Origin of the sequence: Actinoplanes couchii, from assembly GCF_016862075.1 — a bacterium.
Lineage (GTDB): Bacteria > Actinomycetota > Actinomycetes > Mycobacteriales > Micromonosporaceae > Actinoplanes > Actinoplanes couchii.
This window is the reverse complement of sequence record NZ_BOMG01000030.1, coordinates 29,225-51,591: the sequence shown is the minus strand read 5'-3', so window position 1 is coordinate 51,591 and position 22,367 is coordinate 29,225. Positions and strand designations below refer to the sequence as shown.

The window sequence follows — 22,367 nt, the reverse complement described above, 5'->3', positions numbered from 1 at the left end:
GGGGGTACTGAGGACAGGGTCACAGCGGGTGGGGGCGCTGAGGACAGGTTCACAGCGGATGGGGGTGCTGCGGACAGGGTCACGGCGGACAGGAGCATCGGTCCCTCGTACCGCCAAGGGTCGGTGGCCAGGAAAGACGACCACCGGGACAGGGCCGCCCGGATGGACCCTCCGCCCTGCGGGGTTTCTAGAGGCGTGGTGGCCGAGAGGCGCGTGGCGACCAGGGCCCGCAGCGGCGCCGCGCCCGGATAGAAGCAGACCTCGCCGCGGAACTCGGTGCCGGGTATCAGATCGGTGGGCATCGGCCGGCCGGGCGCCGCATAGGTCAGGATCAGCGCGAACCGGCCGGTGTCCACTCCCCGCAGCCAGGTCCGGCGGCTGGTCAGCGGGCCCTCGTCGGTCTCCACCTGGCCGAGGGTCTGCCAGCGATCCAGGACCCGCGGCCCGGCCAGGACCTCCTCGGCGGTGGTGGGGAAGCCGATGCGGGCGCGGACGATCGCGGCCACCGCCGGGTCGAGCCAGTCGTGGCTGGCGGCCGTCTGGTCGAGCCGGTCGTGGCTGGTGTCCGTCGGGTCTGACCGGTTGTGGTCGGTGACCGTTGGGTCGAGCCGGTCGTGGCTGGTGTCGGTCTGGTCGAGCCGGTTGTGGTTGATGTCCGTCGGGTCGAGCCGGTTGTGGTTGGTGGCCGCCGGGGCCAGTCGGTCGTGGCCGGTGACCAGCAGTCGTAGCAGGGACAACTCGCCGAGCAGGCGGTCCGCCCAGTGCGGGCCGGACCCGGCCAGTTCGGCGAGCCGGCGGACGACGGCGGCGGCACCGGGCGCCTGCGCGTCGACCAGCCGGGCCGCCATCGTCTCGAACGAACCCGGACCGGCCCGCCCGGTCACCGCCAACCCCTGCTCGATCTGGTCGTCGAGCCATCGCCGCAGCTCGGCCATGCCCCCGGCAACCCGATCGACCCGCGCCAGAGCCCGCTCACCCCGAGCACGGCCGCCTTGGGCAGGAGAAGCCGGGGCGGGAGCGGCCGGGGCGGGAGAAGGCGGGGTAGGAGCCGGGGCGGGAGAATGCGGGGTAGGAGAAGGCGGGGCGGGAGCGGCCTGGGCGGACGAGGCCGTGGTGGACCGCTTTTCGCTGGACACGCCATGACCCTAGGCGTGGGGTACGACGTTTTCCCCTGCCGCACGCGGCACACTGGAGGCATGCGGGTGATCGTTTTCGGGGCGACGGGCATGGTGGGTCAGGGTGTGTTGCGGGAGTGCCTGCTCGCGCCGGACGTGACCGAGGTTCTGGTGGTGACCCGGTCGCCGACGGGGCTGCGGCACCCGCGGCTGCGTGAGGTCATCCTGGCCGATTTCGCCGATCTCTCCCCGATCGAGGGCGAGCTGACCGGCTGGGACGCCTGTTTCTACTGCCTGGGCGTCTCATCGGTGGGGATGGACGAGGCCGCTTACACCCGGATCTCCTACGACTTCCCGATGGCCGCCGCCCGCACCCTGGCCCCGCTGAGCCCGGACATGACGTTCGTCTACGTCTCGGGGGAGAGCACGGGGGCGAACAGCCGGCAGATGTGGGCCCGGGTCAAGGCCCGCACCGAGCGGGAGGTGATGGACCTGTTCCGGAACGGTTTCGCGTTCCGGCCCGGTTTCATCCAGCCGACGCACGGTGTCCGGTCGAAGACGAGGTGGTACGACGCCGCCTACACGGTGCTCGCCCCGATGGTCCCGCTGTTCCGCCGGGTCGCGCCCCGCTATGTCACCACCACCGACGAGATCGGCCGGGCGATGCTGCGGGCGGCGCGTGGCGGTTACGTGAAGCGGATCGTGGCGACGGCCGACATGCACTGACTGTCCCCACACGACCGCGCCGAAGGCGACGATCATGCCGGCCAGCTGGACCGGGGTCAGGGCCTGGCCGAGCGCCGCCCAGCCGATCAGGGTGGCGGTCAGCGGGGCGAACAGGTTGAGCAGCGACACCCGGGCGGCGGGCAGCAGCTCCAGCCCGCGGAACCAGATGGTGTACGCGAGTGCCGTCCCGATCAGTGACAGGTAGGCGTACCCGCCGAGGTTGGTGACCGTCAGTGAGCCGGGCAGACCCTCCGCCAGCAGGGTGACCGGGACCAGCAGCAGACCGCCCGCGGTGAGCTGCCAGCCGGTGACGGTGAGCATCGAGACGTCCGGCCGCCCCCAGCGTTTGGTGAGCACCAGCCCGAGGGCCATGGAGGCGGCTCCGGCGAGTCCGGCCAGGATGCCGACGGTGTCGAGGCGGGCTGCCGAGGTCAGCACGGCAAGGGCCACCCCCAGGGCGCCGATCAACCCCGCGATCACGGTACGTCCACCGACCCGGTCCCGGAGCAGCAGCACGCTCAGCCCGGCGACGAGGACCGGCTGGACCGCTCCGAGCACCGCAGCCATGCCTCCTGGTAACCGGTATGCGGTCACGAAGAGCAACGCGAAGAAGATGCCGATGTTGAGGGCGCCGAGCACCGCGGACTTCCACCACCAGGCGCCGCGCGGCAGCTCCCGGGTGATGGCGAGCAGCACCAGCCCGGCCGGGAGGGCCCGCAGGGTGCCGCTGAGCAGTGGCCGGTCCGGTGGCAGGAACTCGGTCGTCACCGCGTAGGTCGTCCCCCACAGCGCGGGGGTCAGTGCCGTCACCAGCAGTAGCCGCATGATCCACCACTTCCCTTGCCATCAAGTATCTCGACGTAAAGATAAACTTTGTCGAGAAGCTCGTCATCAAGAAAATGGGGAACGTGACCGACGACATCGACCGCATCCTCGCCCAGTGGGCCGCCGAGCGCCCCGACCTGGACACCGAGGCCATGGGCATTTTCGGACGCGTCTTCCGGCTGGCCCGGGTGGCCGGCGACGCCGTGGAGCGCGCCTACGCCCCGTTCGGCATCGGCCGCCCGGAGTTCGACGTGCTGGCCACGCTGCGCCGCTCCGGCGCCCCGTTCCAGCTGTCCCCCGGCGCGCTGGCCGCCTCGATGATGCTCAGCACCGGCGGCACCACGGCCCGCCTGGACCGGCTGGAGAAGGCCGGCCTGGTGACCCGCTCACCCGACCCGGACGACCGCCGGGCCGTCCTGGTCCGGCTGACGCCGCGCGGGCACACCCTGGCCGACGACGCGGTCACCGCCGGCCTGGCCGAGCAGCAGCGCCTGCTCGCCCACCTCCCGGCGGACCAGCGGGCGCAGCTGAGCACCCTGTTACGCGCTCTCCTGAACGGCCTCTGACGCGGGTGGCGGCGGCGGGGGAGTGCCGTCGCCGAAGGGCCGGCCACCCAGTTCCTCGCGGCCGTGCGCCGTCGTCCAGGTGCTCGGATCCGGGCCGGACGGGACGATCCCGCTCGGATTGACGTCGCGGTGGACCTGGTAGTAGTGCCGTTTGATGTGGGTGAAATCGATGGTGTCGCCGAAACCGGGGGTCTGGAACAGGTCCCGCGCGTACGCCCACAGCACCGGCATCTCGGACAGCTTCTGCCGGTTGCACTTGAAATGGCCGTGGTAGACGGCGTCGAACCGGACCAGCGTGGTGAACAGGCGTACGTCCGCTTCGGTGATCTGATCGCCGACCAGGTAGCGCTGTCTGCCCAGACGCTCGGAGAGCCAGTCGAGCCGGGCGAACAGCCGGTCGTACGCCTTCTCGTAGGCCTCCTGGGTGCCCGCGAACCCGGCCCGGTAGACGCCGTTGTTGACGTTCTTGAAGACGACGGCGTTCACCTGGTCCATCTCCTCCCGCAGCTCGTCGGGCCAGAGTCGCGGCGCGCCGTCGCGGTGGAACGCCGTCCACTCCAGGGACAGGTCGAGGGTGATCTGCGGGAAGTCGTTGGTGACCACCTCGCCGGTCGGCACGTCCACGATCGCCGGAACGGTGATGCCCTTGTCGTAGTCCGGGTACCGCTTCAGGAACGCCTCCTGCAGCCGTTCGATGCCGAGCACCGGATCCCGCCCGTCCGGATCCAGGTCGAACGTCCAGCTCCGCTCGTCGTGGGTCGGTCCCGTGACACCCATCGAGAGGGCATTTTCCAGACCCAGCAGCCGCCGTACGATGATCGCCCGGTTCGCCCAGGGGCAGGCCCGGCTGACCACGAGCCGGTACCGCCCGGCCTCGACCGGGAATCCGTCACGCCCGTCGGCGGTGATCCGGGTGGCGATGTACCGCTGGTCGCGGGTGAACTCTCCCGCCGGATTCAGGTAAGCCATGCCGGTAACGATTCCCGCTCGGCGGCCGGCCCATCCCTCTTTCGGCGAATAGCCGCCCCGGCGACTGCCGCTGGGCGCAACAACCGGGCGAGGCATCCCCCCGTGTGTGACGCCTCGCCCGGCTCACGCTCGCGCTGAGGCTCGCGGGGCGCCCGAAACCTGGGCGCCAGTCGCCTTTATAGCATGTTGCGAAAGCGGTTCCGGTCTCTCTCTGGGAGCGTGCCCACTTATGCCCGGTTGCAGCTCAGACGGACATGTCCGGGCGGTTCCGGGCGGCCCGGCGGTCACTGCCGGTCACCCGGTCGAGACCGGCCGGCCCGCCGGGCTCACCGGTGCAAAAGTGTCGTCACTGCAGAAAACCGCCGAACGGCGACAGCAGCAGTTTGCCGAGGCCGGTGGCGGTGTTGTCGAGACGGCGGCGTTCCTTGTCCAGGGCGATCATGTCGTGCCGGATCGCCCAGATCTTCTGTGCGTTGCGCCAGGCGACGTTGCGGGTGTACTCCACCATCTCGCCCTGCCACCAGTCGTCCAGATCGCCGTTCATCGTGTCGATGAGCAACTGCCAGCGGTCCAGATAACCGCGCCGCAGCCCCGGGATCTCCTCGGCGAAGATGTCGTTGACCTGTAGGTAGTCGTGGTGCTGGTCGCTGCCGTCGATCGGGTCGCTGCCCAGGTGGTCGAAGGTGGTGACCAGGGCGAACGGCAGGTCGAAGTTGATGTGCGCGTTGACCCCGGCGACCGCCGACGGCAGCGGGCGTGGGTCGGGCCCGGGAACCCGGCTGAACAGCCCGGCCCACACGCCGGGACACGAGGCGCTGCATTCGGTCCAGTAGCGCAGGGCGTCGAAATAGCGGGCCGCGAATTCGACATCGAGCCGGGACAGGAACCCGGGATCCTTGAACTTGCCGGCGTAGAGACGCTCCAGCACGTTCTCGGTGATCGTCAGGTAGAGCTTGTTGAAATCGGCCACCGGATTGCTGTCCAGCAAGGGCGGTACCCGGCACAGGACCTTCTGCAGTTCGGCTAGCTGGTCGACCACTCCGGGAACGTCGTCGGGATGCCGTTGCAGGATATCGGACATATCCTGCTGAACGGGGCCCCAGATGGGCTGGGTCATCGGATCCTCCGTGGATGAAACAAAGACAGCGGAGGGCCCCCAGCACCGCCCGGCTCCGCGCTTCTCCCCCTGGAACCGGGCGGTGCTCCCCCGTGGCGGTCACATTTCCACGGGGGGTCCGCCGTGGGATCGGTAGAACTACGTATTCCACATACGTATGTCACGGCAAGATAACGAACACCTGGTCAGGCTGCTGTCAGGAATACGCGACTGGCCTGAACCCGACTACGTACCTGCAGCTTGTCGAAGATGTGTCCCAGATGGACACCCACGGTGCGCTCGCTGATGAACAGCAACTCACCGATCTCCCGGTTCGTCAAGCCCTCGGCCACCGCGGCGAGCACCTCACGCTCCCGCCCGGTCAGTGCCGCCAGCTCCCCGGCGGCCTGCTCCACGACGGCGGCGGCCGCCGGATCCCCGTCCCCGAGCGCGATCCGGAACCGCTGGGCCACCCCGGCGATCTCGTTCGCGAACGGCTTGGCCCCCATCGCCTGTGCGGTGGCGTACGCCTGCCGCAGGCCGTTGATCGCCGCCGTGCGCCGCACCCGGCGCTGCAGGGACGCCTCGGCGTGCCGCAACCGGGCGTACGCGGCGGGGTAGGGCTGCTGGCGCCGGTCCCAGATCGCGGCCGCCCGCGCCCACGGCTCGGGATCGTGCCGGTCCTCGACCCGGCTCAGCTCGGCGGTGCACAGGTCGAGATAGCCGTCGACCACCGCGCGCACCGCCGGCGGCGCGTCCACCACGCCCTTGACCAGGCGATCCATCACCGTCCGCAGGCGCCGGACGGCACCCGGGTCGACCGGCTGCCCGGCCACGTGCGCCTGGGCCTCGGCCCGCAGACCGTGCCAGGCGAGCACCCCGAGCAGCACCAGGTCGTCGGAGCGGGTCTCGGTCACGCCACGCTGGACGGCGGCCCGGGCGTCGGCGTACTCGCCCTGCCACATGGCCAGCCCGGCCCGCAGCGTCAGCATCGGCAGCACGTGCCGGGCGCCGCCGCCGGCCAGCAGGGTGGCGATCGCGTCCAGGTCCCGGCGGGCGTGGTCGACCTCGCCGAAACCCACCCACAGCTGGGAGCGGGACAGCAGCAGCTCGACCGCGTCGGCGCCGGACGGCCGGTGCCGCATCGCCGTCTCCAGCACCGCCGACGCCTCGGCCCACTGACCGGTCCGGAACAGTCCCTTCGCGGCGATCGCCAGCAGCCGGGTCTGATAGGTCCGGCCGACCCCGCGGGCGGCCAGCTGTTCGGCGCCCCGGCGGGCCACCAGGACCCCCTCCTCGATGCTGTTCAGCGGGCCGGTGAGCAGCTCGGCGAGGTGCAGGTAGGCCACACCCAGGTCGTCCGGGTGACCGGACCGCTCGGCGATCTCCACGGCGTGCCGGATGACGGCCAGGCCGGCGTCCGGGTCCTCCCGGAACGCGGCGCTGAACCCGAGGGCGGCGCTGGCCCGCACCAGATCGGTGGTGGCGCCGTTGACCGCGGCCAGCTCCAGGGCCTCCCGGGCGTGCTGGTTGGCGTCCGCGTACCGGCCCAGGTGCAACAACAGCTCGGCCAGGTACGCCGCCGCCGACGCCCGCCGCCGCGGGGTGCAGTCCGGCGCCTCCAGAGCCCGCTGGTACTCGACCTCGGCGGTCGCCGACCGCCCGGCCGCGGCCAGGTAACGGGCCCGGCGCAGGTGCACGTCGGACTGCCCCGGTGCGTCCGGCCGCCCGGCCAGCTCCTCCAGGCGGGCCAGCGCGAGCAGGTGCTCACCGCAGTGGTGGGCCGACTCGGCGGCGCTGCCCAGCAGCTCGGTCCGGCGTGGATCGGTCTCGGTGGACAGTTGCAGCGCGATGGTCCAGTAGCGGTGCGCCTCGGTGAACCCGTACATCCGCTCGGCGGCGTGGGCGGCCGCGACCACCGGGTCCAGCGCCCGGCCCGGCTCGCCGGCCCGTTGCCAGTGGAAGGCCAGCCGGGCGTTGTCCGGCTCGCCCTCGAACGACTCCAGGGCCTCCGCGTACCGCCGGTGCAGGGACGCCGCCTCGGCCGGCAGCACCTCCTGCTCCAGGACCTCGGCGACCAGCCGGTGCCGCAGCTTGTAGCCGTCGCCGTCGCTGGCCACGAACCGGTGCGTGACCGCGGCCCGAACCGCTTCGATGAGCTGGTCCTCGTCGAACGGGACCACCCGGGCCAGCACCGAGTGGTGGATCGGCTCCACCCCGGCGGCGATCGCGTGCACCACGGTGTGCGCCTTCGGCGGCAGCTCGTCCACCCGGGACAGGAAGATCTCGCGCAGCGTGTCGGACAGCTCGACCCGGCCGTCGCGCAGGTCCCGGGAGAGCTCCTCGACGACGAACGGGTTGCCGCCGCTGCGCTTGAAGACCCGGTCGGCGTCCTCGACGGCCGGGGTCCGCCCGACGATCGCGGCCACCAGCTCGTGGGTCTGCTCCTGGTCCAGCGGTGCCAGGTCGACCACCCGCACCGACCGCAGCCGGCGCAGCTCGGCCAGCACCCGGCGCAGCGGGTGGGTGCCGTGCAGGGCCTCGGCCCGGATCGCGGCGAGCACCGACACGCGGACGTCGCCGAGGCCGGCCAGCAGGTAGAGCAGGAGCTGGCGGGTGCTGCGGTCGGCCCACTGCAGATCGTCCAGCACCAGCAGCAGCTGCTGGTCGCCGGCGATCGCCCGCAGGTCGTGCGAGACCCGCTCCAGCAGGGCGCCGGCGTCGTCGGCCGCGGTGGACCGGGTGCTGTCGTCGTGCCGGCGCAGCGCCTGCAGCACCGGGTGCAGCGGCGAGGCGTCCCCGATGTCCAGGCATGTCCCGAAGAGCACGGCGAAGCCACCGCCGCGCAGCGCGTCGGCGGTCTCCCGCAGCAGCCGGCTCTTGCCGACACCGCTCTCCCCGGTCACGAAGACCGCGGAAGTCCCGCCCGGACCGACGTTGCGCAGGTAGGACTGCATGTCGGCCAGAGTGCCGGTTCGCCCGACAAGCGGTCCTTCGTCCCCCAGGCCAGCCATGTCCGGCAGCCTAATCCGTATCCGCCTATCACTATGTCGTCGGTTCGGACTGTTCTGCGTCACAAAAACGACGGAATTCGATGCTGTCAGAGATACGTCGTTCTGCGGATCCCTGCGTGGACGCCTCCTGGCACCGTACTCCCGGTCAACGCGATTGATCTGGGGGAGCGAAGACATGAGCACCGTCACCAGCGTCGTTCAGGAGCGGCGACAGACCGTAACCGTGCTGTTCATCGACATCGTCGGCTTCACCGCTCTGGTGGACCGGCTGGATTGTGCGGAGGTCCGCGCGCTGCAGAGGGACTACTTCTCGGTCGTGTCCGAGGTGGTCCGAGCGTGCGGGGGGATCGTCGAGAAATACGTGGGCGACGCGGTGATGGCGGTGTTCGGCGCCGCGGAGGGCGGTTTCGGTCCGGAATCGGCCGCCGCCGCGGTGGGGGCGGGCCTGTCGGTGCAGGAGGCGTTGAGGGGGCGCCTCCTGGCCGGCAGGTTCCCGGTCCGGACCCGGGTCGGGCTGGCCACCGGGGAGGTGATCGTCGACCCGATGGCGACCTTCGATGGCGGGTACGGGATGATCAGCGGCAGCGTGGTGAGTACAGCGTCTCGTCTGCAGGCGTACGCACCGCACGGCACCGTGGTGGTCTGCTCGGCCACCCGCGAGGTGACCGACGAGCTCATCGCCTACCAGGAACTGCCGCCGGTGTCGGTTCCGGGCAAGCCCTATCCGCTGGACCTGTGGCGAGCGCTTCAGCCGCAGACCGCTCCGTTGGCAAGTGTGGTGTAGCGCACTTTTTGGTGTTGATCATCCCCTTTTCGGCCACGGACTGGTCTGAACCTGCCTCGCCTGGGGCAGAAGTGTCGGGGGCGCCGGGTAGGCTCGCGCCGTCCTTGACCACCATGGCCGATCGGGAGTGCCGCCTCGTGACCGCGCAACCAGAGACCTTGTACGGGGCTGACGACCTCACGCACCTCGAAGGGCTGGACGCTGTCCGCAAACGCCCGGGCATGTACATCGGCTCCACCGACAGCCGGGGTATCAACCACCTGGCTAACGAGATCATCGACAACTGCACCGACGAAGGGGTCGGCGGTCACGCCACCCGTGTCGCGGTGACCCTGCACGCCGACGGTTCGGTGCAGGCCGACGACGACGGCCGGGGCATCCCCACCGACGTGCACGCCAAGTCCGGTCTGAGCGGTGTCGAGCTGGTGCTCACCCGCCTGCACGCCGGCGGCAAGTTCGGTGGCTCCGGCTACAAGGCGTCCGGCGGCCTGCACGGCGTCGGCGCCTCCGCCGTCAACGCCCTGGCACTGCGCTTCGACGTGATCGTCAAGCGGGACGGCAAGGTCCACGAGATCTCGTTCCAGCGTGGTGTCCCCGGTGTCTTCGACGGCCCCGGGCCGGACGCGCCGTTCACCCGCGAGCCGGGCCTGCGGGTCGCCCGCCGGATGAAACGCGGCGAGCCCAGTGGTACCTCGATCAGGTACTGGTACGACGCCCGTTATTTCGAGACCGGCGCCAAGCTCGACGTCGACGCCGTCCGCACCAAGCTGCGCAACACCGCGTTCCTGGTCCCCGGCGTGCAGTACACGCTGTTCGACGCCACCGCCGAGGAACCGGCCACCGAGACCTTCCACTACCCCAACGGCCTCTCCGACATGGTGGAGTTCCTGACCCCCGCGTCGGACAAGCCGGTCTCCGGGATGCTGCTGCCGCTCGGTGAGGGCACCTACAAGGAGAACGCCGCCGACGCCAACGGCGTGATGCAGTCGAACGTGGTTCGGCACGCCCAGATCGAGGTCGCGTTCCGCTGGGGCACCGGCTACGAGCGCAACGTCGAGTGCTTCACCAACACGATCCGCAACATGCACGGCGGCACCCACCGCAAGGGCTTCGAGCGGGCCCTGGTGCGGGCGCTGACCGACGCCATCCGCAACACCCGCGGGCTGCTCAAGCCCAAGGAGGAGCCGCCCGTCCTGGACGACTTCCTGGAGGGCATGACCGCGGTCATCCACGTGCGGGTGCCGGAGCCGCAGTTCACCTCGCAGACCAAGGACGAGCTGTCCACCGCCGGGATCACCCGGGTGATGCAGAGCCTGGTCGAGTCGTACCTGAAGCAGTGGGTCGACGACCGGAAGACCAAGACCGAGGCGCGGACCGTCCTGCAGAAGGTGGTGGACGCGGCCCGGGTCCGTCTCACCCAGAAGCAGCAGAAGGACGCCGCCCGCCGCAAGACCGCCCTGGAGGGCGCGTCGATGCCGGCGAAACTGGTGGACTGCCGGGCGATCGGCATCGACCGCTCCGAGCTGTTCATCGTCGAGGGTGACTCGGCGCTCGGCACCGCCCGGATGGCCCGCTCCTCGGAATATCAAGCGCTCCTGCCGATCCGCGGCAAGATTCTCAACGTGCAGAAGGCGAGCCTGCAGCAGGTCCTCGACAACGCCGAGTGCTCGGCGATCGTCCAGGTCCTCGGCGCCGGTTCGGGCCGCACGTTCGACATCGGATCGATGCGTTACGGCCGCGTCATGATCATGGCGGACGCCGACGTCGACGGCTCGCACATCCGGACCCTGCTGATCACGCTGTTCGCGAAGTACATGCGGCCGGTGATCGAGGCCGGCCGGCTCTACGCCGCGATGCCTCCCCTGCACAAGGTGGTGACCAAGGGCCGCAACGCGGAGACCCTCTACACCTACACCCAGCAGGAGATGGAGAGCACCGTCGGCCGGCTGGAGCGCTCCGGCAAGCAGGTGCAGAAACCCGTACCCCGGTTCAAGGGTCTCGGTGAGATGGACGCCGACGAGCTGTGGGACACCACGATGAACCCCGCCGAGCGGACCGTCCGGCGGATCACCATCGAGGACGCCGAGAAGGCCGAAGCCACCCTCGAACTGCTGATGGGTGAACGGGTCGAGCCCCGGAAGAACTGGTTGATCGAGGCCGCCGGCCGGATCGACCAAGAGACCATCGACGCCTGAGAGGTCCGCTACCCATGGCACGCCGCAAAACCGACAAGCGCGTCGATCTGTCAGCGTTCGACCAGGCCGGCGCCAACGTCATCGACAACCCGCTGGTCACCGAGGTCGAGGACTCCTATCTGGAGTACGCGTACTCGGTGATCCACTCCCGGGCGTTACCCGACGCCCGCGACGGGCTGAAACCGGTGCACCGCCGGATCCTCTGGTCGATGTCCGAACAGAACCAGCGCCCCGACCGGCCCTACGTCAAGTCGGCGCGCGTCGTCGGTGACGTGATGGGTAAGTACCACCCGCACGGTGACGTGGCGATCTACGACGCCCTGGTCCGGCTGGCCCAGGACTTCTCGCTCAACACGCCGCTCATCGACGGCCACGGCAACTTCGGCTCGCCGGACGACGGCCCCGCCGCCGCGCGGTACACCGAGGCGCGCATGTCCCGCGAGGCGATGCTGCTGGTCGGCGAGCTGGGCGAGGGTACCGTCGACTTCAAGCCCACCTACGACGGCTCCGAGCAGGAGCCCAAGGTGCTGCCCGCCGCCTTCCCGAACCTGCTGGTCAACGGCACGTCCGGGATCGCCGTCGGGATGGCGACCAACATGATCCCGCACAACCTCGGCGAGGTGGTGGCCGCCGCCAAGCTGCTGATCCGCAAGCCCGGCGCCAGCCTGGACGAGCTGATGCGTTACGTGCCCGGCCCCGACCTGCCCACCGGCGGTCAGCTGCTCGGCCTCGACGAGGTCCGCCGGGCGTACGAGACCGGTCGTGGTGTGGTCCGGATCCGGGCCCGCGCCGAGACCGGCCTGCTCGAGGGCGGCCGTGGGCGGCAGGCGATCACGATCACCGAACTGCCCTACGGCATCGGCTCCGAGAAGATCATCGAGGCGATCACCGACGAGGTGAAGGGCAAGGTGATCACTTCCGGTCCCCGGCGTGGCCAGCGCCAGCCCGCCCGGCTCACCGGCATCGCCGACGTCAAGGACCTCACCGACCGCGAGCACGGCACCCGCCTGGTCATCGAGTGCAAGGTCGGCGTCAACCCGCAGGCCCTGCTCGCCGACCTCTACCGGCTCACCCCCCTGGAGAGCTCGTTCGGCATCAACAACCTGGTCCTGGTCGACGGGCAGCCGCGCACCCTCGGGCTCAAGGCGATGCTCGAGGTCTTCGTCCAGCACCGCTACGACGTCGTCACCCGCCGGACGCTGTACCGCCGGACCAAGCGCGAGGACCGCCTGCACCTCGTCGACGGCCTGCTCATCGCGCTGATCGACATCGACCGGGTGGTCGCGCTGATCCGGGCCAGCGACGACGCGGCCGCCGCCAAGACCGGGCTGATGACCGAATTTGGTCTCTCCGACATCCAGGCCAGCTACATCCTGGACACCCCGCTGCGGCGCCTCACCCGCTTCGACCGGATCGAGCTCGAAACCGAACAGGAGCGGCTGCGCGGCGAGATCGCCGAACTCAGCCGGATCCTCGACGACGAGGCGGTCCTCAAGAAGGTCGTCTCCGACGAGCTCGCCGCCGTCACCAAGGAGTTCGGGGCGCGCCGCCGCACCACACTCATCGACGGTGACCTCAAGGAGGTGCTCGCCGCCTCGGTGCCGGCCGGGCCGCTCGAAGTCGCCGACGACCCCTGCCAGGTCATCCTCTCCGCGTCGGGGCTGATCGCCCGCACCGCCGCCGAGAGCGAGGAGTCCACCGAGGCCACCAGCCGCAGCGGCCGCACCAAACACGACGCGGTCCGCGCGATCATCCACTCCACGGCGCGTGGCCGCATTCTTCTCGTCACCAACCTGGGGCGGGCCTTCAAGACCGACGTGCTCACCCTGCCGGTCCTGCCCGACCAGTCCGGGACCGTGTCGCTGCGCGGCGGCATGTCCGCCTCCGAGGTGGTGCCGCTCAACAAGGGCGAGAAGGTCGTCGGCATGGCGCCGCTCACCAACGGCGAATCACCGGGAATCGCGCTGGGCACCAAGCAGGGAATCGTCAAGGTCTGTGCCCCGGAATGGCCGGTCCGCTCCGACGAGTTCGAAGTGATCACGCTGAAGGACGGGGATGAGGTTCTGCAGGCCACGTGGCTGACCGATGGGGCTGAGTCCCTGGTGTTCGTCACCTCTGACGCCAGTCTGCTGCGGTTCCCGGCCAAGCTTGTCCGACCACAGGGGCTCAAGGGTGGGGGAATGGCTGGGGTGAACCTTTCCGGGGATTCCGAGGTCATTTCGTTCAACGTCGTCTCGACCTCTGATGATCAGCATGGGGTTCCGATGGTGGTCACGTCTACCGGGACTCAGGTCAAGGTTTCTCCGTTTGCCTCCTATCCGGCCAAGGGGCGGGCTACCGGCGGGGTTCGGGTTCAGCGGTTCCTCAAGGGGGAGACTCGACTTACCGTTGCCTGGGTTGGGCCTCGGCCTGTTGGTGCCTCTGAGACCGGGGATCCGGTTGAGCTTCCTGAGCCTGATGCTCGGCGGGATGGGTCTGGGAATGCCGTTATCATGGGGCCGCAGATCATTGGGCATCTGATCGAGCGGGATTAGGTTTTGGTCCTTTCTCCGGGTTTCTTGTATTTGCCCGGGGTGGGACGGTTTTGGGGCGGCGGTGGCCACTCCGGGCGGTCAGGCTTGATCCCTCCGTGGCCACCGCCGCCCCAAAACCTTGCGTGGTTGGGGTTGGTGTGGCGCCTCCTGTTTTTCTATTTTTGCTTCTACGAATTTAATCCTTACAAGCGCAATTGGTAGTCAGCTGGCGGCCGCGCCTGGTGGGTTTTTGGGTGCGGTTTCCCCGCGGGTTCCGGGGATGGGGCTATGGTTGCCGGGGTGTGGTTTCTGTATTCGGCTCGGCATCGTTGAACACGATCGGCGACTGGTGTAGGCGGGGTGCCGCTTACTGAGCAGTTTTCTCTTTACGGCGCAGGTTGTGGTCGGTGTTGGCGGTCGGAGTCGACGGAGGACGGCCCGAACTCGGCCGGCAGGTCATCGAGCGGGTCGGCGGCGGCATCATCCCGGCGGTGGCGTCACCAGGGCCTCTACCCTCGCCGCCGTCATCGTCGACCCGGCCGATCCGAGCACCCCTTCTGCCGGCGGCTGAGTCGCGCCGCGGCGCCGGCCGGACTTCACGGCAGGGGGGTGTTTCCTCGGAGGAAGGTTGACACCGCTTCGGCTACCAGGGTGTTCGCGGTTTCGGGGGGCAGGTTGCCGGTGGCGGTCAGGGTTGCCAGGCCCTGCGCCCAGGCGTACAGCAGCAAGCCGTAACGCTCGGGGTCGCCCGCGGCCAGGGCTCCGGTCTGCACGCCCTCGTTGATCAGGTCGTACACCACGGCTGTCGTATCGGCTGCTGCCTTTTGGTGTGGCTCGTCGGCCGTTGTCTTGGTGGCGAACATCAGGTTCACCAGGGCCGGTCTGGTGGCGGCGAAGGTCACGAATGCGGCGATCACCGCGTGCAGCCGGGCCTCCAGGTCCGGGGCGGCCTGGTCTCTGGCGGTTCTCAACGTGGCGCCCAGGTGGGTGAAACCGCGCTCCACCAGGGCCTGCAGCAGCGCCTGGCGGTCGGGGAAGTGGGTTCGGGGGGCCGCGTGGCTCACGCCCGCTTCCCGGGCCAGCTCCCGTAGCGACAGCTGGTCGGCTCCGGATTTCTCGATACTGCGCTCGGCCGCGTCCAGGAGTTCGGCGCGCAGATTGCCGTGGTGGTAGGCGCGGGCGGCGGCAGGCATGACGTCATGCTAGCCAATCTTGTCATTGCCAAGTTTCTAGTCAGTGTCTAGATTGACGGCATGTCGGATTCTTCTGCCGGGAAACTTCCTGATCTCGCCGGCCGGACCGCGATCGTCACCGGGGCGACCGGTGGGCTCGGGTTCGAGACCGCGCGGGCGCTCGGTGCTGCCGGGGCGCGTGTCGTTCTGGCGGTGCGCGACCTGGACCGGGGGCGTGACGCCGCGGCGCGGATGAAAAGAATGGAGCGGATGGCAGGGCCGGTTGAGGTTCGTTTGCTCGACCTCGCCGACCTGTCGTCCGTCCGGCGCTTCGCCGCGGACTGGACCGGGGACATCTCGCTGCTGGTCAACAACGCCGGGGTGGTCTATCCGCCCGAGTTGACCCGGACCCGGGACGGGTTCGAGGCCCAGTTCGGTGTCAACCACCTCGGGCACTTCGCTCTCACCCGACTTCTGCGGGAGCACCTGACCGGCCGGGTGGTGTCCGTCTCGTCGCGCTTCCTGGCGTCGGGCCTCGACCTGGACGACCCGAACTGGGAGCGCCGCCCGTATCACGCGTCCCGCGCCTACAACGAGTCGAAGCTGGCCGTGCTGTTGTTCACGATCGAGCTTCAGCGGCGGCTGGCGGCGGCCGGGTCGACGGTGATCGCCACCGCTGCCCACCCGGGGTGGTCGGCGACCGGAGCGCTGTCGGCGGGGCGCGGTCTCCTGCCGGCGATGCTGCGGCTGGGCACCCCGCTGCTGGCGTCCTCGGCGGAGGCGGGTGCGCGGCCGAGCCTGTACGCCGCCACCGCGGACATCCCCGGCGGGACCTTCGTGGGGCCCGGGATCATGCAGATGTACGGCGCGCCGAAACCGGTGCCCACGCCGGGAGTGGCCCTGGACTCCGAATCGGCGCGCCGTCTCTGGGAGGTCTCCGAACGCCTCACCGATGTGTCAGCCGGTGACCGGAAGTGAGGGTCAGGACGCCCAGGGCGGGGTGATGGACTCCCCGGTCGGCATGGTCGCCGTGAAACCGGCGCTGGTGGTCACCCAGGCCTCGACCGGGGTGTCGCCGCTGTTGCCCGCCCGGAACTCGGCGCCGGACGGGACGACCAGCACGTCGCCCGGGACGGCCCGGCCCTCGGTCTCGTTCAGGCGGAACGTCAGGGTGCCGGACTGGATCATCAGCACCTCGTCCCGGCTCACCCGGTGTGCGGAGCCGGTGGTGCCGGGCGCCACCTCCAGGCGCCACGTGCAGAGCTCCCGGCTGCCGGTGGACGGGGACGCGTAGGCGTGGAAGACCACCCCGTCCATGTGGTGGGCCACCGCCTCGGTTCCTCGGTAAACGGACATCGCTCCTCCAAATTTGGTCAAGCTGCCTGACTAAATAGTCAGGCAGCTTGACCTTCATGTCAAACTGGGGAGGTGCAAGACGATCTTCAGGACATCCCGGTGCTCCTGCTCAGTGCGGCCCGGGCGCTGGTGGACGGCATCGACGGGCGGGTCCGGGCGGCCGGGTTCGACGACATCCGGCCCGCGCACGGGTTCGCGTTCGCCCGGGTCTCCGGGGCGGGTGCCACCGTCACCGAGCTCGCCGAGCATCTGGAGATCACCAAGCAGGCGGCCAGTCAGATGGCCGAGGAGCTGATCCGGAAGGGCTATCTGCAACGGTCTCCGCACCCCACGGATGCCCGGGCCCGGCTGCTGACTCTGACCGAGAAGGGTCATGCCTGCACGCGAGCCGCGGATGCCGCCGCGGTGGCGACCCTGGAACCGCTGGGGCGGGCCCTGACCGGTTCGCAGAAACAGGCTCTGCGAACCGCTCTGCGACAGCTGGCCACCCCCGGGCGGATCCGCCCGACCTGGTAGGGGCTGTCGCTACGCCAGGGCCCGGATGGTGGCCAACTCCTCGGGGGCCAGGCGGGGCTGGGACTCCGCCTTCAGGCATTCGGCCAGCTCGTCGCGGTTCTTCACACCCAGGACCACGGTGGACACGCCGGGGACCGACAGGGCGTAGCGGTGCGCCAGGGCGGCGGGGGATTCGCCGCGGGCCGCCGCCAGTTCCCGGAACGGGGCCGCCCGGGCGAAGTCGATCGCCGCGGGATGGTCCGGCGCCACGGGACGGTCCAGGGCGCTGGTCAGGGAGCCGGCCGCGACCGCGCGGATGGCGATCACGGCCACCGAGGCTTCCGCCGCCGCGGTCAGCAGGGCCTCGTTGTCAGGGCTCGCCGTGTCGCCGTGGATCCACATGTCGCCGTTCTGGTCGAGCGCGTTCACCACGATCTGGGCGGCGTCCGGAGCGGGAGCCGTGCGGAACGCCTCCCGGACCGAGGCGGGGTCGCCCACCGCGCTGATGCCCCAGGCCCGGATCAGGCCCTCGTCGCGCAGCCGGGCGAACTCGGGGGCGATCTCGGCCCGGTAGTCGGCGGGCGTGACGGTGCCCGGGAGGGCGGTGCCGTCCGGCCGGAACTGGGTGTGCAGCAGGAACACGTCGAGGTGGTCGCGGTTCAGTCTGCGCAGGGTGTGGTGCAGGCTGCGGCGGATGCGGGCGGCGAAATCACGTACGTCATCGTCGGGCAGTTGAACTTTGCTCGTGATGTGAACCTCGTGGGCGGAGCCGCGAAGGGCTTCGGCGACCACGTGCTCGGACTCGAAATCGGTGCCGTAGCTGGGAGCGAGGTCCAGCATGGTGATGCCGGCATCGATTGCGGCGTGGACGGTCGCCACCGCCTCCGCGCGGTCGGTGCCGCCCCAGACACCGCCGATACCGCCGCCGCCGAGAGTCAGCGCGCTGATCCGGCCCAGGCGCCCGAAATCCCGTGTCTCCATGACGTTCCCCTCTCGTCGTAGGTCTGACGTCGACGACGGTAGAACCTGGAGCGCGCACCAGATCAAGACGAGGGTGGGTACTGGGTCTACCGCTCGGACACGATGAACATCGCGGTGGGCCCGGCCGATCCGGAGCTGTTTCTCGGCGGGCCCACCCGACATGTCGACGAGCGGGGCTTTCTGCGGTGAGTGATTACTTGCTCGGCTCGGGCACGTCGCACTTGATCTTCGGGTTGACGCCCATCCAGTTCAGGGGGCCCGCGACCGTGGTCACGATGACCGTGCCGGCTTCGGCGCAGCTCGCGTCCTCGGTGTCCGAGAAGTAACCGCGTTCGTAAGCGGCGATGCCGCCGAGGATGAGCCAGATGACGAGGATTACCGCACCGATACGCATCGAGAGCCTCCAAAGCCGGGGAATGAGCGGCACATACCCCGGCTGCGGCGATCATTAAACGGCGGGACGGACCGCCTGGAGGGTGTAGGTGTGCGGCAGACGGGCCGGCCGGTCGCTGAGCTGGTACTCGCCGTCGCCGATGTGGTGCATCCGGCCGTTGATGGCGTTCCACGGCACGCTCCGGTGTTCCTCCAGGCCGGTGAGGACGAGACCGGCCTCCAGTACGGCGGTGACGATCTCGCCGATCCCGTGGTTCCACTCGTGCGTGACGGTGTGGGTGAAGACGTGATCGGTCGCCACGTACGTGAACGCCTCGTCGTAGATCTGGGGTTCGGTCTGCTCGAAGTAGGGCTCGGTGATCGAAAGCAGTCCGTCGGTGCGGTCGTAGTCGAGCGACCAGAGCACCGGATGGCCCTCCCGGATGAAGAGCCGCCCGCCCGGCGCCAGCAGCGACGCGACGGTGCGCGCCCAGCGTCTGATGTCGGGCAGCCAGCAGAGCGCCCCGATCCCGGTGTAGACCAGGTCGAACTCGCCGGTGAGAGCCGAACGGGCCGAGTAGAGGTCGCTCTCCACGAAGTCCACCGAGGCGCCGGCCCGCGCACACAACGAACGCGCGGACGCCAGGGAGGCGCTGGAGAAGTCCAGACCGGTCATGGTGGCGCCGAGCCGGGCCAGCGACAGGGTGTCGGTGCCGATGTGACACTGCAGATGCACCCCGCGCAGCCCGGCCACGTCGCCGAGCCGGGGTTGATCGAACCGGACCACGTCACTCAGGAAATGCGGATCCTCGGCGAAGCGGGAGACCCGGTAGTCCGGGGAGGCGGCGTGGGCCGTCGCGCGGTCGTCCCAGTTGGCCCGGTTCAGGTCGAGATAATCGGTCATGGAGCGGACGTTAAACGATCCCGGAACCAGAGCGCACTTCGTTTAGGCGTACGCCGCTGGGTCTGATAATCGACGCGGACCAGGCCGAACCGCTTGGCATAACCCTCGGCCCATTCGAAATTGTCCATCAGGGACCAGGCGAAATAGCCGCGTACGTCCGCACCTTGCGCCCGCGCCGCACCGACCGCGTCGATGTGCGCCGACAGGTAGGCGATCCGTTCGGTGTCCTCGACGAAATCGTCGGCGTCCGGGTGATCGGGGAAGACCGCCCCGTTCTCGGTGACCACGAGCGGCCAGCCGTAGTCCCGGTGCAGCCGCAGCAGCAGCGTGGTGAACCGGTCGGGGGTGATCGGCCAGCCCAGATCGGTCTGCGGCACATCCGGCTTGATCTCCCGGACCACCGGCTGCCCGGCGGCGTCCACGGTGTTGCCGTCGGGATCGCGCCCGGCGAAGTCCTGCCCGAAGTAGAAGTTGACCCCGAGCAGGTCGATGGGCGTCGAGATGATCTCCATGTCGCCGGGCTGAACCGGCAGCGAGTGACCACGTGCAGCAAGATCAGCCACTACATCCGAGGGGTAGCGCCCGTGCCGCAGCGGGTCCAGGAAGATCCGCGCCACGTTCCCGTCGGCCCGCCAGGCGGCGGCGATGTCGAGCGGATCATCCGAGGCGGGCGTGGCGGTTCCGATGTTCAGCGGAATGCTGACCGTTTTGCCCAGAATGCGCAGCTGAGAAGCAGCAAGACCATGCGCCAGCAGAAGGTGGTGGGTAGAGGCCAGCGCAGCCCCGAAATCACGGCGCCCGGGCGCGAAAACCCCGTGCTCATAGCCCAGGTAGGCGACACACCACGGCTCGTTGATCGTCGAGAAGTTCTGCACCCGATCGGCGAGACGGTCGACGACAAGAGACGAGAAATCCGCGAATCGGTACGCCGTATCCCTATTCGGCCAGCCCCCGGCATCCTCCAGTTCCTGCGGAAGATCCCAGTGATAGAGCGTCACCCACGGATCGATTCCCGCCGCCAGCAATTCGTCCACGAGACGGTCGTAGAAATCGAGACCCCGCGCATTCGCCGGCCCCCGCCCACCGGGCTGCACCCGGGTCCACGACACCGAGAACCGGTAGGCGTTCACCCCGAGACTCTTGATCATCTGCACGTCGGACGGCATCCGGTGGTAGTGGTCGCAGGCCACGTCCCCGGTCTCGCCGACGACGTCCCGGGCGAACGTGTCCCAGATCGACGCGGTCCGGCCGTCCTCGGACGCCGCCCCCTCGATCTGGTACGCCGACGTGGCGACTCCCCAGGTGAAGTCCATCAGCGCTCCACCAGCCAGCACGCCGCCGACCGGTCGCCGTGCGCGGTCAGCACCGGGATCTCGGTCGCGCACGGGTCGAACGCTTTCGGACACCGCGGGTGGAACGAGCACCCGCTCGGCATGCCCTTCAGATCGGGCGGTGAGCCGGGGATGCCGGTCAGCTCGCGGCGCGGCCCGCGCAGGGCCGGGAAGCTGCCGAGCAACCCTTGGCTGTACGGGTGGAGAGAGTCCCGGTACAGGGCGGACGCGGGCGCCTCCTCCACGATCCGGCCGCCGTACATGATCGCGATCCGGTTGGAGAACTCCACCAGCAGCGACAGGTCGTGGGTGATGAAGATGACCGAGAAGCCGAGCCGTTCGCGCAGTTCGATGAGCTGGCCGAGGATCTGCCGCTGCATCACCACGTCGAGCGCGGTGGTCGGCTCGTCCATGATGACCACCTGCGGCTGCAGGATCAGCGCCATGCCGATCATCACGCGCTGGCGCATGCCGCCGGAGAGCTGGTGCGGGTAGGCGTCCATCCGGTCGGCGGCGATCCCGACGAGCTTCAGCATCTCCCGGGCGCGGGCGTTGCGGCTGCTCTCGCTCATCTTCGGCTCGTGGGCGCGGAGCACGTCGGTGAGCTGGGTGGAGATCTTGTGGACCGGGTTGAGCGAGTTCATCGCGCCCTGGAACACGATCGCCGTCTCGGACCAGCGGAAGCCGCGCAGCTGCCGGTCGGTGAGCTGGAGCACGTCGTACGGATCGCCGCTCTCCGGGGTGTAGATCACCTGTCCGCCGGTGATCACGCCGGGCGGCGGCAGCAGCCGGGTCATCCCGTAGGCGAGGGTGGACTTGCCGGAGCCGCTCTCCCCGGCCAGCCCCAGCACCTCGCCGCGGTGCAGGGTCAGGCTGACGTCGCGGATCGCGTGCACGGACTGGTCACCCAGCCCGTAGTCGACGTTGAGATTCTTGATCTCGAGGACCGGCTCAGTCACGGCTGGCCTCCTTCTGGATCACCGGGGTGAAACCGATGCGCATCCGGACCGTACGGCCGGACGTTGTCTTGATCTTGGTTTTGCCGGCGCTGCGCAGGCGGGGGCTGACGAATTCGTCGATGCCGAAGTTGATCAGGGAGAGCGCCGTGCCGAGCAGGGCGATCGCCAGACCGGCCGGCACGAACCACCACCAGGCGTTCTGCGCGAGGGCCTGCTGACCCTGCGCCCAGAACAGGATGGTGCCCCAGTTCCAGGTGGTGTTCGAGGTGACGCCGATGAACGCCAGGGTGATCTCGGAGAGCACCGCGAAGATGACCGTGCCGACGAACCCGGACGCGATCACCGCGGTCAGGTTCGGCAGCAGCTCGAAGCCGATGATCCGCCAGGTCTTCTCACCGGTGGCGCGGGACGCCTCGACGAAGTCCCGGCGGCGCAGCGACAGGGTCTGCGCGCGCAGCACCCGGGCGTTCCACGACCACGACGTCAGGCCGATGACCATGGCGATCAGCCAGTCGTCGGCGTTCTCCAGGACCGACGTGATGATGATGATCAGCGGCAGCGCCGGGATGACCAGGAAGACGTTGGAGAACACCGACAGGGTCTCGTCGGTCTTGCCGCCGATGTACCCGGCCGACACCCCGACCAGCACCGACAGCACGGTGGCGACGATCCCGGCGAGGAAACCGACGAACATCACGCTGCGGGTGCCGACCAGGAGCTGGCTCCACACGTCCTGGCCCAGGTGGGTGGTGCCCATCCAGTGGTCGGCGGACGGCGGGGCGACCAGCTGGTCACCGCGGGCGCCCGGGTCGTACGGCGCGATCCACGGCCCGATGATCGCCAGCAGCACGTAGATACCGAGAATGATCAGCCCGGCCGCGGCCTTCTTGTTGCTGACGAACCGGAAGTTGTTGCGCCTGGCCTTCTTCGCCGGCTGGGCCATCGCGCCCTGGACCGGGATGACCTGCTCGATGCTGGAGGTGGGGATGGACAC

General features: G+C 69.5%; 19 protein-coding genes. 6 read left to right on the top strand and 13 right to left on the bottom strand.

Annotated features, from left to right (window positions below; all coding sequences use genetic code 11):
• Positions 1–935, bottom strand: a 935-nt coding sequence (locus Aco03nite_RS09530) for an SWIM zinc finger family protein (RefSeq protein WP_507762611.1), incomplete at its 3' end; no start/stop codon positions are given.
• 483 nt (positions 936–1,418) lie between these two features.
• Entirely contained in the window at positions 1,419–2,666 is a 1,248-nt protein-coding gene (locus Aco03nite_RS09525; protein WP_203794428.1) for a DMT family transporter, read from the bottom strand.
• A gap of 74 nt (positions 2,667–2,740) precedes the next feature.
• On the opposite strand from Aco03nite_RS09525, the gene Aco03nite_RS09520 reads away from it, so the two are divergent.
• Complete coding sequence (locus Aco03nite_RS09520) at positions 2,741–3,232, top strand: MarR family winged helix-turn-helix transcriptional regulator (RefSeq protein ID WP_203794427.1); 492 nt, start codon at positions 2,741–2,743, stop codon at positions 3,230–3,232.
• Here Aco03nite_RS09520 and Aco03nite_RS09515 read toward each other — a convergent pair.
• The 3 genes from Aco03nite_RS09515 to Aco03nite_RS09505 all read right to left on the bottom strand — a co-directional run bounded on the left by Aco03nite_RS09515 (position 3,206) and on the right by Aco03nite_RS09505 (position 8,311).
• The gene (locus Aco03nite_RS09515) at positions 3,206–4,201 is read right to left on the bottom strand and encodes a glutathione S-transferase family protein (protein ID WP_203794426.1); all 996 of its coding nucleotides are present in this window, start codon (positions 4,199–4,201) and stop codon (positions 3,206–3,208) included. The genes Aco03nite_RS09520 and Aco03nite_RS09515 overlap by 27 nt on opposite strands.
• A gap of 346 nt (positions 4,202–4,547) precedes the next feature.
• Positions 4,548–5,318 (bottom strand): DUF5995 family protein, encoded by a 771-nt coding sequence (locus Aco03nite_RS09510; RefSeq protein WP_203794425.1) that lies wholly within the window; start codon positions 5,316–5,318, stop codon positions 4,548–4,550.
• A gap of 185 nt (positions 5,319–5,503) precedes the next feature.
• On the bottom strand, positions 5,504–8,311 hold the full coding sequence (locus Aco03nite_RS09505; protein WP_203794424.1) for an ATP-binding protein: 2,808 nt from the start codon (positions 8,309–8,311) through the stop codon (positions 5,504–5,506).
• Positions 8,312–8,486: 175 nt separating this feature from the next.
• Here Aco03nite_RS09505 and Aco03nite_RS09500 point away from each other — a divergent pair, with 175 nt between their 5' ends.
• The 3 genes from Aco03nite_RS09500 to Aco03nite_RS09490 all read left to right on the top strand — a co-directional run bounded on the left by Aco03nite_RS09500 (position 8,487) and on the right by Aco03nite_RS09490 (position 13,824).
• A complete protein-coding gene (locus tag Aco03nite_RS09500; RefSeq protein ID WP_203794423.1) occupies positions 8,487–9,095 on the top strand; it encodes an adenylate/guanylate cyclase domain-containing protein in 609 nt (202 codons plus the stop codon).
• Positions 9,096–9,208: 113 nt separating this feature from the next.
• A complete protein-coding gene (locus Aco03nite_RS09495; RefSeq protein ID WP_203794430.1) occupies positions 9,209–11,290 on the top strand; it encodes a DNA gyrase/topoisomerase IV subunit B in 2,082 nt (693 codons plus the stop codon).
• A 14-nt stretch (positions 11,291–11,304) separates the two neighbouring features.
• Positions 11,305–13,824: a DNA gyrase/topoisomerase IV subunit A gene (locus Aco03nite_RS09490; RefSeq protein WP_203794422.1), complete on the top strand. Its 2,520-nt coding sequence runs from the start codon at positions 11,305–11,307 to the stop codon at positions 13,822–13,824.
• A 575-nt stretch (positions 13,825–14,399) separates the two neighbouring features.
• On the opposite strand, the gene Aco03nite_RS09485 is transcribed toward Aco03nite_RS09490, so the two are convergent.
• Entirely contained in the window at positions 14,400–14,996 is a 597-nt protein-coding gene (locus tag Aco03nite_RS09485; protein ID WP_203794421.1) for a TetR/AcrR family transcriptional regulator, read from the bottom strand.
• A gap of 60 nt (positions 14,997–15,056) precedes the next feature.
• On the opposite strand from Aco03nite_RS09485, the gene Aco03nite_RS09480 reads away from it, so the two are divergent.
• On the top strand, positions 15,057–15,953 hold the full coding sequence (locus Aco03nite_RS09480; RefSeq protein WP_203794420.1) for an oxidoreductase: 897 nt from the start codon (positions 15,057–15,059) through the stop codon (positions 15,951–15,953).
• Positions 15,954–15,956: 3 nt separating this feature from the next.
• Here the strand turns inward: Aco03nite_RS09480 and Aco03nite_RS09475 are convergent, their stop codons facing one another.
• A complete protein-coding gene (locus tag Aco03nite_RS09475; protein WP_203794419.1) occupies positions 15,957–16,331 on the bottom strand; it encodes a cupin domain-containing protein in 375 nt (124 codons plus the stop codon).
• 72 nt (positions 16,332–16,403) lie between these two features.
• On the opposite strand from Aco03nite_RS09475, the gene Aco03nite_RS09470 reads away from it, so the two are divergent.
• Positions 16,404–16,847, top strand: a complete 444-nt coding sequence (locus Aco03nite_RS09470) for a MarR family winged helix-turn-helix transcriptional regulator (RefSeq protein WP_239145026.1) — start codon at positions 16,404–16,406, stop codon at positions 16,845–16,847.
• A 9-nt stretch (positions 16,848–16,856) separates the two neighbouring features.
• Here the strand turns inward: Aco03nite_RS09470 and Aco03nite_RS09465 are convergent, their stop codons facing one another.
• The 6 genes from Aco03nite_RS09465 to Aco03nite_RS09440 form a co-directional block, all read right to left on the bottom strand.
• Positions 16,857–17,807 (bottom strand): aldo/keto reductase, encoded by a 951-nt coding sequence (locus tag Aco03nite_RS09465; protein ID WP_203794418.1) that lies wholly within the window; start codon positions 17,805–17,807, stop codon positions 16,857–16,859.
• Between the two features lie 193 nt (positions 17,808–18,000).
• Entirely contained in the window at positions 18,001–18,201 is a 201-nt protein-coding gene (locus Aco03nite_RS09460; protein ID WP_092554820.1) for a hypothetical protein, read from the bottom strand.
• Between the two features lie 54 nt (positions 18,202–18,255).
• The gene (locus Aco03nite_RS09455; RefSeq protein ID WP_203794417.1) at positions 18,256–19,083 is read right to left on the bottom strand and encodes a class I SAM-dependent methyltransferase; all 828 of its coding nucleotides are present in this window, start codon (positions 19,081–19,083) and stop codon (positions 18,256–18,258) included.
• The gene (locus tag Aco03nite_RS09450; protein WP_203794416.1) at positions 19,080–20,396 is read right to left on the bottom strand and encodes a GH1 family beta-glucosidase; all 1,317 of its coding nucleotides are present in this window, start codon (positions 20,394–20,396) and stop codon (positions 19,080–19,082) included. Before Aco03nite_RS09450 ends, Aco03nite_RS09455 begins: the two co-directional genes overlap by 4 nt.
• Positions 20,396–21,373, bottom strand: coding sequence for an ABC transporter ATP-binding protein (locus tag Aco03nite_RS09445; protein ID WP_203794415.1), 978 nt, complete (start codon positions 21,371–21,373; stop codon positions 20,396–20,398). The genes Aco03nite_RS09450 and Aco03nite_RS09445 overlap by 1 nt, the downstream gene beginning before the upstream one ends.
• The gene (locus tag Aco03nite_RS09440) at positions 21,366–22,367 is read right to left on the bottom strand and encodes an ABC transporter permease (protein ID WP_203794414.1); all 1,002 of its coding nucleotides are present in this window, start codon (positions 22,365–22,367) and stop codon (positions 21,366–21,368) included. The genes Aco03nite_RS09445 and Aco03nite_RS09440 overlap by 8 nt, the downstream gene beginning before the upstream one ends.